This is a genomic window from Meridianimarinicoccus aquatilis (genome assembly GCF_004358675.1).
Classification (GTDB): Bacteria; Pseudomonadota; Alphaproteobacteria; order Rhodobacterales; family Rhodobacteraceae; genus Meridianimarinicoccus; species Meridianimarinicoccus aquatilis.
Genome location: NZ_SMZO01000100.1, coordinates 1 through 7,212, shown reverse-complemented (window position 1 = coordinate 7,212; position 7,212 = coordinate 1). Strand labels below are relative to the sequence as shown.

Here is a 7,212-nt window from a genome sequence, read left to right as displayed (position 1 = left end):
CCCGACATCACCTTGCAGGCCATCTGCACCCGGCTCGAAGGCATGCGCGAACGCACCCCGCGCGGCCGCACCAAGTGGCAGCCGTCTTCGGTCAGAATGCTGCTCGAACGAGCGGAAAAGCTGGGGCTGCTTGAGTAGTCGAGCTACCTTGCAAATCATGCACGACAGGAAGCATTACAAGGCTATGGTCAGCGCTCGGCTCAGAAGTTGTCCGCTCATGCAAAGGGGTTGACGATGCGAAGCTGGCCTTCGACCAGCAGGCCATCTTGCATGTCCTCGCTCCATAGCGTGGTACACCCCGCAACCAAAGCGCTGGCCACGATCATCGCGTCGTAAATCGAGAAGCCGTAGCGTTCCGCCAAAGCGCGGCCGACGTCATGGGTCTGCACGGTGAGATCCTCGACGGGACACAAGGCGCGCACGCCTTCGAGAAAGGCCGCTGCTTCCTCCCAACTGAGGCCAGCCTTACGGCGGCAGTTCACCAGTGACTCGTTTAGGACCTGAACACTGATCCGGGGCCCCTGCCCCAGGAGGGCCTCTGCGCGATCGGCCTTCGGGCCGTCGTCGAGCAGGTAGAGAACGACATTCGTGTCCGCGAACTCAGCGTTCATGCGTAACGTCACGGCTCAGACGTTCTGCAGCGGACAACTTGCCCCGGAAGCGGCGCAGGCCGGACAGCACCTCGTCCGCACGAGCAAGGCGACGGACTCTGACCCGACCGTCGTCCTTGACTAGGTCGATCTGATCACCCTCCTCGAGACCAAGCTCTCGGACGAGCTCCGCGGGCAAACGGACGGCCAGCGAGTTACCCCATTTTGCGACCTGCATCTTGACCTCCCATGCGGATATACGTTTTCTAATGTATATCCGAAAGGTATCTAAGACAAGCCTGCCCACGAACCCGAGCCACTCTTGTGCATCACGCAGCGGCTGACACCACATTTAGAAAGAGCTTGCACGAATCTGACTCCTCCGGCAATAGTCACGGAAAAGGGCGACTAAACGCCATAATCCGTGAACACGCCCCAGCAAGAAAAAGGGGTTGCGCGAGGGCAGATGAGCAGAGCCGATACACAGGAAGACCTGAACGCCGTGATCCGTCAGCACTCCGAGTTGCTGGCGGCGCAGCTGCATTCGCAGCGTGAGAGCCTGTTCCCGCCCGACGCATCCAAGTCTATGCGCAAATTCACCTCAGGGGAAGCTGCTGCTCTGCTGGGCGTTAACGACTCATACCTCAGAAAGCTCCACCTTGATGGCAAGGGCCCGTCGCCAGAAGTTTCATCGGGGAACCGGCGCCATTATTCGGCTGAAGATATCCGTAACTTACGGGTTTTGTTGGAGAAAACGGCTCGAAAGCCAGGAGACTACCTGCCCGGTCGTCGCGCCGGTGACCATCTGCAGATCATCGGCGTGATGAACTTCAAGGGTGGTTCGGGAAAGACGACCTCCTCGGCGCATCTTGCTCAACGGTTGGCCCTCAAGGGTTACCGTGTCCTGGCGATCGACCTTGATCCGCAGGCTTCACTTACGGCTTTGCATGGGGTTCAGCCGGAATTCGACCTTCTGGACGGCGGCACGCTCTACGATGCGATTCGTTATGAAGACCCGGTTCCGATCGCCGAGGTGATCCGCAAGACATACATCCCGAACCTCGACCTGATTCCTGGAAATCTCGAACTCATGGAGTTCGAGCACGAGACGCCACGGGCACTTTCTCGCGGCAACGCGGGTTTGTTCTTCTTCCGTGTGAAGGAGGCGCTGGCGCAGGTCGATGAGAAATATGACGTCGTCGTCATCGACTGTCCTCCGCAGCTCGGATTTTTGACCATGTCCGCGCTGTCGGCCGCGACAGGCGTTCTTGTGACGATTCATCCCGAGATGCTCGACGTGATGTCGATGAGCCAGTTTCTCAGAATGACGGCCGACCTGATGGACGTCATTGCCGACAGTGGGGCCGACATGTCGCATGACTGGATGCGGTATCTCTTGACCCGCTATGAGCCGACAGACGCACCGCAGAACCGTATCGTCGCCTTCTTGCGGACGATGTATGGCGACAAGGTCTTGAACGCGCCGATGCTAAAGTCGACGGCCATCTCGGATGCCGGTTTGACCAAGCAGACCCTTTACGAGGTCGAACGCAGCGCCTTCATTCGGACGACCTATGACCGAGCAATTGAAAGTCTGAATGCGGTCAACGATGAGATTACCCAGCTCATTCAGAAGACTTGGGGGCGCTGATGACTGACAGCAAGAAAAAGCGCATGTCCATGCTCGATAGTCTGGCTGCGGCGGGGACGTCCTCTGCCCCTGGTAGCATGATGTCAAGCAATCGAGCCCTGCGGTCGGCGCGTGATGCTGTCGATGCTCACCATGTTTGGGAGCTCGATCCGGTTGAGATCCAAGACGAGCGATACTCGGACCGCCTCGATCCAAAGGATGTGCACGATCTTCGCGCGTCGATTGAACAAAACGGGCAAACTGTGCCCATCCTTGTTCGGCGCCATCCGACCGACCCCAATCGGTATCTCCTCGTCTATGGACGCCGCCGTCTTGAGGCCATTCGTGCCTCCGACAAAGTGAGCAAGGTTCGCGCCCTCATAGCTAACTTGGACGATACCGCCGCACTGCGCGCTCAAGTCTCAGAAAATACTGGTAGACGTGACCTGAGTTACATCGAGCGTGCCCTCTTCGCTCAAGAACTGCTCGATAGTGGCTTTGGCTCTCAGGCACAGATTGCCGAGGTCCTGAACGTGACCCGCTCGGCGGTATCGATGTCGGTCTCTGTTGCAAAGGCGATCGGAACTGCCTTGGCACACGCAATCGGACCGGCTCACGGCGTCGGCCGTCCCAGATGGGAAGCTTTAGCGAAAGAGCTTTCCGACAGCCGGATCGATATCGACGAACTTTCCCAGGTTGCTCTTGATGTTCGTGCGCAGGCCGTCGTGAGCGAACAGGCCGGCGGGGATCCTAAGGTTGATCCTTCGGTGGCGGCTTTTGAAGCCGTTGCACGGCACATAAAAAAGAGTGTGAGTCCGACGCTCGGCAAGAAGCCGAGATCGAAGACCACTGCCCTTGTCATTGATGGCACGCCAGTGGGCGCGATCAAGAGATCTGGCCGGGCGCTTCGCCTGGACCTGACGGATGTGGATGATGCCTTTGCGGAGTGGCTTGATGCCCGCGCGCAGGAGGTCCTCGAAGAGCTTCACGATCGCTGGAAACGCGAGACATGAAGAGAGGCAGAGCAGCAACAAAAAGGAGGCACGGTACAGGCTAAAGAAAAGGTCCCGCAAAGCTTGCGCTCCACGAGACCCCGACTTTGATCTTTGCACTCTCAAGGTAGTGGGCCAGCGCTCAAACCGCAAGTCATATGTGATTCGCGGAACAGTTTTTCTATGCCTTCGTGAATGACATCATGGATTACACACCGATTTCGCCGTTTATGCGGCCGATCTCGCGCGCCCATCTGCGCGTGGTCGAGCGCCCTGAGGCGTCTGTTCCCGGCAAGCCCGTCAACAAGTGGGAGCTCCTCCGCGAGTTGTCCAAGGCACAGGCCGCCTTTGGGGTTTCCGAGCGCGATCTGACCGTTCTTCAGGGACTTCTCAGCTTCTTTCCGGACGATGCTCTTGGCGGCAACACCGAAATGGTCGTCTTCCCATCCAACAAGGCGATCTGCGAGCGGCTGAACGGCATGCCTTGCTCGACGATGCGCCGTCACCTCGCACGGTTGGTAGAGGCAGGCTTGCTCACGCGGCGCGATAGCCCCAATGGGAAGCGGTATGTGCGCAAGCGCGGCGAAGATCGCGTTGCCTTCGGCCTCGACCTCTCCCCGCTCTATTGCCGGGCAGAAGAGATTGCACGGGCCGCAGAGGCTGTGCGTGAGGCTGAGGACCGTGTGCGGCGACTGAGGGAGGTGGTGAGCCTTATGCGCCGCGACATCGCCGCTCTGGCGGAATTCGGCGAGGAGATCCGGCCCGGGCTTGGCCTATGGGACCAGCTTCGTGACACGGCCGCCCTCACAGCCCGCGCTCTTCGCCGCAAGCTTTCGCTTGAGGACCTGTCGGCATTTCGGACTGAACTGGAGACCCTTCTCGACCAAGCGCGTAATGTCATTGACGGGCCTGAAACAGAAGAAATGAACACCAATGGTGCCCATTTTGGGCGTCACCATCATAATTCAAATAAAGAATCTATAGATCTTGAACCTGCCTTAGAAAAAGGCTGGGTGGCTGGCAGACCGCTTGATGATGATACGGATAGGCCTGTGGCTGACGTTGAAGAGCCTGACACGAGGCGGGTGCCGAAAATCCCACTTCACCTGGTGATTGCCAGCTGTCCCTCACTCAGGACTTTCTATCAGGGCGACGTTCGACACTGGCACCAACTTTTCGACGCTGCTTGTCATGTACGGTCGGCCATGGGGATCAGTGTTTCCGCTTGGGAAGAAGCGCAGCGCTGTATGGGACCAGAGCAAGCCTCGATCGTCGTCGTGGCTATGCTGGAACGTTTTTCCGACATCAGATCACCGGGTGGATATTTGCGGGCGCTGACGTCCAAGGCTGCGGCGGGCGAGTTTTCCTGCGGGCCGATGGTCATGGCGCTAGTCGGACGACGGAGCGCGGCGTGATGTTCACAGCTGTGAACATCACGCCGCGACCGTTCATTTGCCAAAGTTCACAGCTGTGAACTATCTCCACCGGTGCGAGACAAAGGGTAGCGAAAGGGAAAGGAGTGTTGGTTTTAGGGTGACGGGAAGTGAGATCGGGAGAGTGGCTTCCGGCGCCCGTCGTGGAGAAGATCTGATGACCAAAGCTGTCCGGAAAATCACTCTGTCCTCCTCGCGGGATATCCCTTTTGACAAGCTGGTCCTGAGCCAGTCCAACGTACGGCGCATCAAGGCTGGCGTGTCTGTCGAGGAACTCGCCGAAGATATCGCCCGCCGCGGCCTCTTGCAGAGCCTGAGCGTGCGGCCCGTGTTGGCTGACGATGGGACCGAGACAGGCAAGTTCGAGATCCCGGCCGGTGGCCGTCGGTTCCAAGCATTGTCCCTGCCCGTTAAGCAGAAGCGTTTGGCGAAGACCACGCCCATTCCCTGCATCGTGCGCGATGCTGTGTCCGCGATCTTGCCCGAGGACGATTCCTTGGCCGAGAACATGCAGCGCGTTGCCCTGCACCCTCTCGACCAGTTCCGTGCGTTTGTGGCGCTGCGGGACAAGGGCCAGAGCGATGCAGAGATTGCTGCGGCCTTTTTCGTGACGCCGCAGGTCGTAAAGCGGCGCCTGAAACTCGCTTCCGTCGCCCCTGCCCTGCTTGAAGTCTACGCCGAGGATGGCATGACACTGGAGCAGCTCATGGCCTTCACCGTGAACCCCGATCATGCGCGTCAGGTTCAGGTCTGGGATGTGATCCATTCATCCTGGAACAAGGAGCCATTCCAGATCCGGCGCATGCTGACCGAGACCTCGGTCCGGGCGTCCAACCGGCGCGCGGTCTTTATGGATGTTGAGGCCTATGAAGCGGCGGGCGGCACGCTGCTGCATGACCTGTTCCAAGGCGATGACGGCGGTTGGCTCGAAGGCCCTGCCCTGTTCGATCGATTGGTTACGGAAAAACTCCAGGCCGAAGCTGAGGCGGTTGCGGTTGAGGGCTGGAAGTGGATCGAGGTCGCGCTTGACCTGCCCTATGGCTACAGCCACGGGCTGCGGTCTCTGTCTGGTGATCCGGCACCGATGACGGATGACGAAGGTGCGGCCCATGCCAAGCTGCTCGCCGAGTACCGAGCGCTGGAAGAGGAATACGCGGGTCAGGACGAATTGCCTGACGATATCGACACGCGGCTCGGCATGTTGGAAACGGAGATGGAAATGATCGAGACCCGGCCATTGATCTTCGATCAGACAGAGATCGGGCGGGCAGGAGCTTTCGTCACGCTCGACCGCTACGGCGCACTGGCAGTCTATCGCGAGTATGTGCGTCCAGAGGATGAGCCCGTTGAGCAGACCGCGGTCTAGGATGGTACTGATCCTGCGGTAGCGGGGCAGGGGGATGATCGTGATCTCACCGATGGCTATGACAGTGCCGCTCATGACGGAACTGTCATCATGTCGGTTGGCCAGCCGATTGGCGGCGCCCTGCCGGAGGATGAGGATGATGGAGCGCTGAAGCCACTGCCCGAGCGTTTGGTCATGGAGTTGACGGCCCACCGGACGCTGGCGCTGCGTGAAGCGATCGGGCGCTCGCCCGACGTGGCGTTGACGCTGCTGCTGAAGCTGGTGACGGACACCTTCCGAACCTCCGAGGCGTCGGGTAGCTGTCTCGAGGCATCCGTGCGTCACGTCTACATGTCGGCGCAGGCGCCCGATCTGAAGGACAGCGTGGTGGCAAAGCTGGTCGACGAGCGTCACGCGGAATGGGAAGCCGATCTGCCGCTTGGCGACGATGCAGCGCTCTGGGACTATCTGACGGTCCTCGATCAGGGCAGTTGGTTGGCCTTGCTGGCGCATTGCCTCAGCTTCGGCGTCAACGCGCTGCATGAGAAGGTGAACCCTTATGGGGCAGGCATCTCCGCAGGCGGTCTGACCCGGCGGATGGCGTATTCCGATCTCGTGGCGCGCGCGACAGGTCTCCATTTGGTCGAGGCGGGATGGGAGCCGACGGTCGAAACCTATCACAACCGCGTGCCCAAGGCCCGTATCCTCGAGGCCGTGCGCGAGGCGAAAGGGGAGGGGACTGCCCAGCTCCTCGATCACCTGAAGAAGGGCGAGATGGCCACGGAAGCCGAGCGTCTCCTCAAGGGAATCGGGTGGTTGCCCGAGGTCCTGCGCCGGAACGATCTCGTGGCGCTGGATGGTGAGGACTATGCCGAAGTGGCTGACAGTGTCAGTGAAGCTGATCTTCCTGCATTCCTGACGGATGACCTGCCTGCTGAAGGCGCGTCGATGCTGGCGGCGGAATAACGTGATCTGGAAGGGGGCGGGTATTCCGCCCCCAATCACACTATAGTGTAAAAATATCAATAAGATGAATTCGATTGCTCGCATTCGGAATGAGGAATCATGTCTGCAACAACCATCATCAACACCGCGCCCCTTGGGGCGCTCATTCGCTACACCGACGGCAGTCCCAAGCCGCCGGCACGTTTCACGAATAGGGACTGTTGCATTAATTAGCTCTGGCTAGATTTGAAGTCTAACAGATTGATTTCATGCGGCT

General features: G+C 59.4%; 5 protein-coding genes and 2 pseudogenes. 5 read left to right on the top strand and 2 right to left on the bottom strand.

The window, feature by feature from the left end; translation table 11 throughout:
• A pseudogene (locus E2L05_RS21200) lies at positions 1 to 138 on the top strand (recombinase family protein); the annotation flags it as partial.
• Between the two features lie 77 nt (positions 139 to 215).
• Here the strand turns inward: E2L05_RS21200 and E2L05_RS20025 are convergent.
• Both E2L05_RS20025 and E2L05_RS20020 read right to left on the bottom strand, forming a co-directional pair.
• Positions 216 to 611, bottom strand: a complete 396-nt coding sequence (locus E2L05_RS20025) for a PIN domain-containing protein (RefSeq protein WP_133344773.1) — start codon at positions 609 to 611, stop codon at positions 216 to 218.
• Positions 601 to 828, bottom strand: coding sequence for an AbrB/MazE/SpoVT family DNA-binding domain-containing protein (locus E2L05_RS20020; protein ID WP_133344771.1), 228 nt, complete (start codon positions 826 to 828; stop codon positions 601 to 603). The genes E2L05_RS20025 and E2L05_RS20020 overlap by 11 nt, the downstream gene beginning before the upstream one ends.
• 228 nt (positions 829 to 1,056) lie before the next feature.
• Here E2L05_RS20020 and repA point away from each other — a divergent pair, with 228 nt between their 5' ends.
• The 4 genes and pseudogenes from repA to E2L05_RS20000 all read left to right on the top strand — a co-directional run bounded on the left by repA (position 1,057) and on the right by E2L05_RS20000 (position 6,956).
• The gene (gene repA, locus E2L05_RS20015; RefSeq protein ID WP_133344769.1) at positions 1,057 to 2,241 is read left to right on the top strand and encodes a plasmid partitioning protein RepA; all 1,185 of its coding nucleotides are present in this window, start codon (positions 1,057 to 1,059) and stop codon (positions 2,239 to 2,241) included.
• Complete coding sequence (repB, locus tag E2L05_RS20010) at positions 2,241 to 3,233, top strand: plasmid partitioning protein RepB (RefSeq protein ID WP_133344767.1); 993 nt, start codon at positions 2,241 to 2,243, stop codon at positions 3,231 to 3,233. Before repA ends, repB begins: the two co-directional genes overlap by 1 nt.
• A gap of 182 nt (positions 3,234 to 3,415) precedes the next feature.
• Entirely contained in the window at positions 3,416 to 4,627 is a 1,212-nt protein-coding gene (gene repC / locus E2L05_RS20005; RefSeq protein ID WP_133344765.1) for a plasmid replication protein RepC, read from the top strand.
• 175 nt (positions 4,628 to 4,802) lie between these two features.
• A pseudogene (locus E2L05_RS20000) lies at positions 4,803 to 6,956 on the top strand (ParB/RepB/Spo0J family partition protein).
• The last annotated feature ends 256 nt before the right edge of the window (positions 6,957 to 7,212 follow it).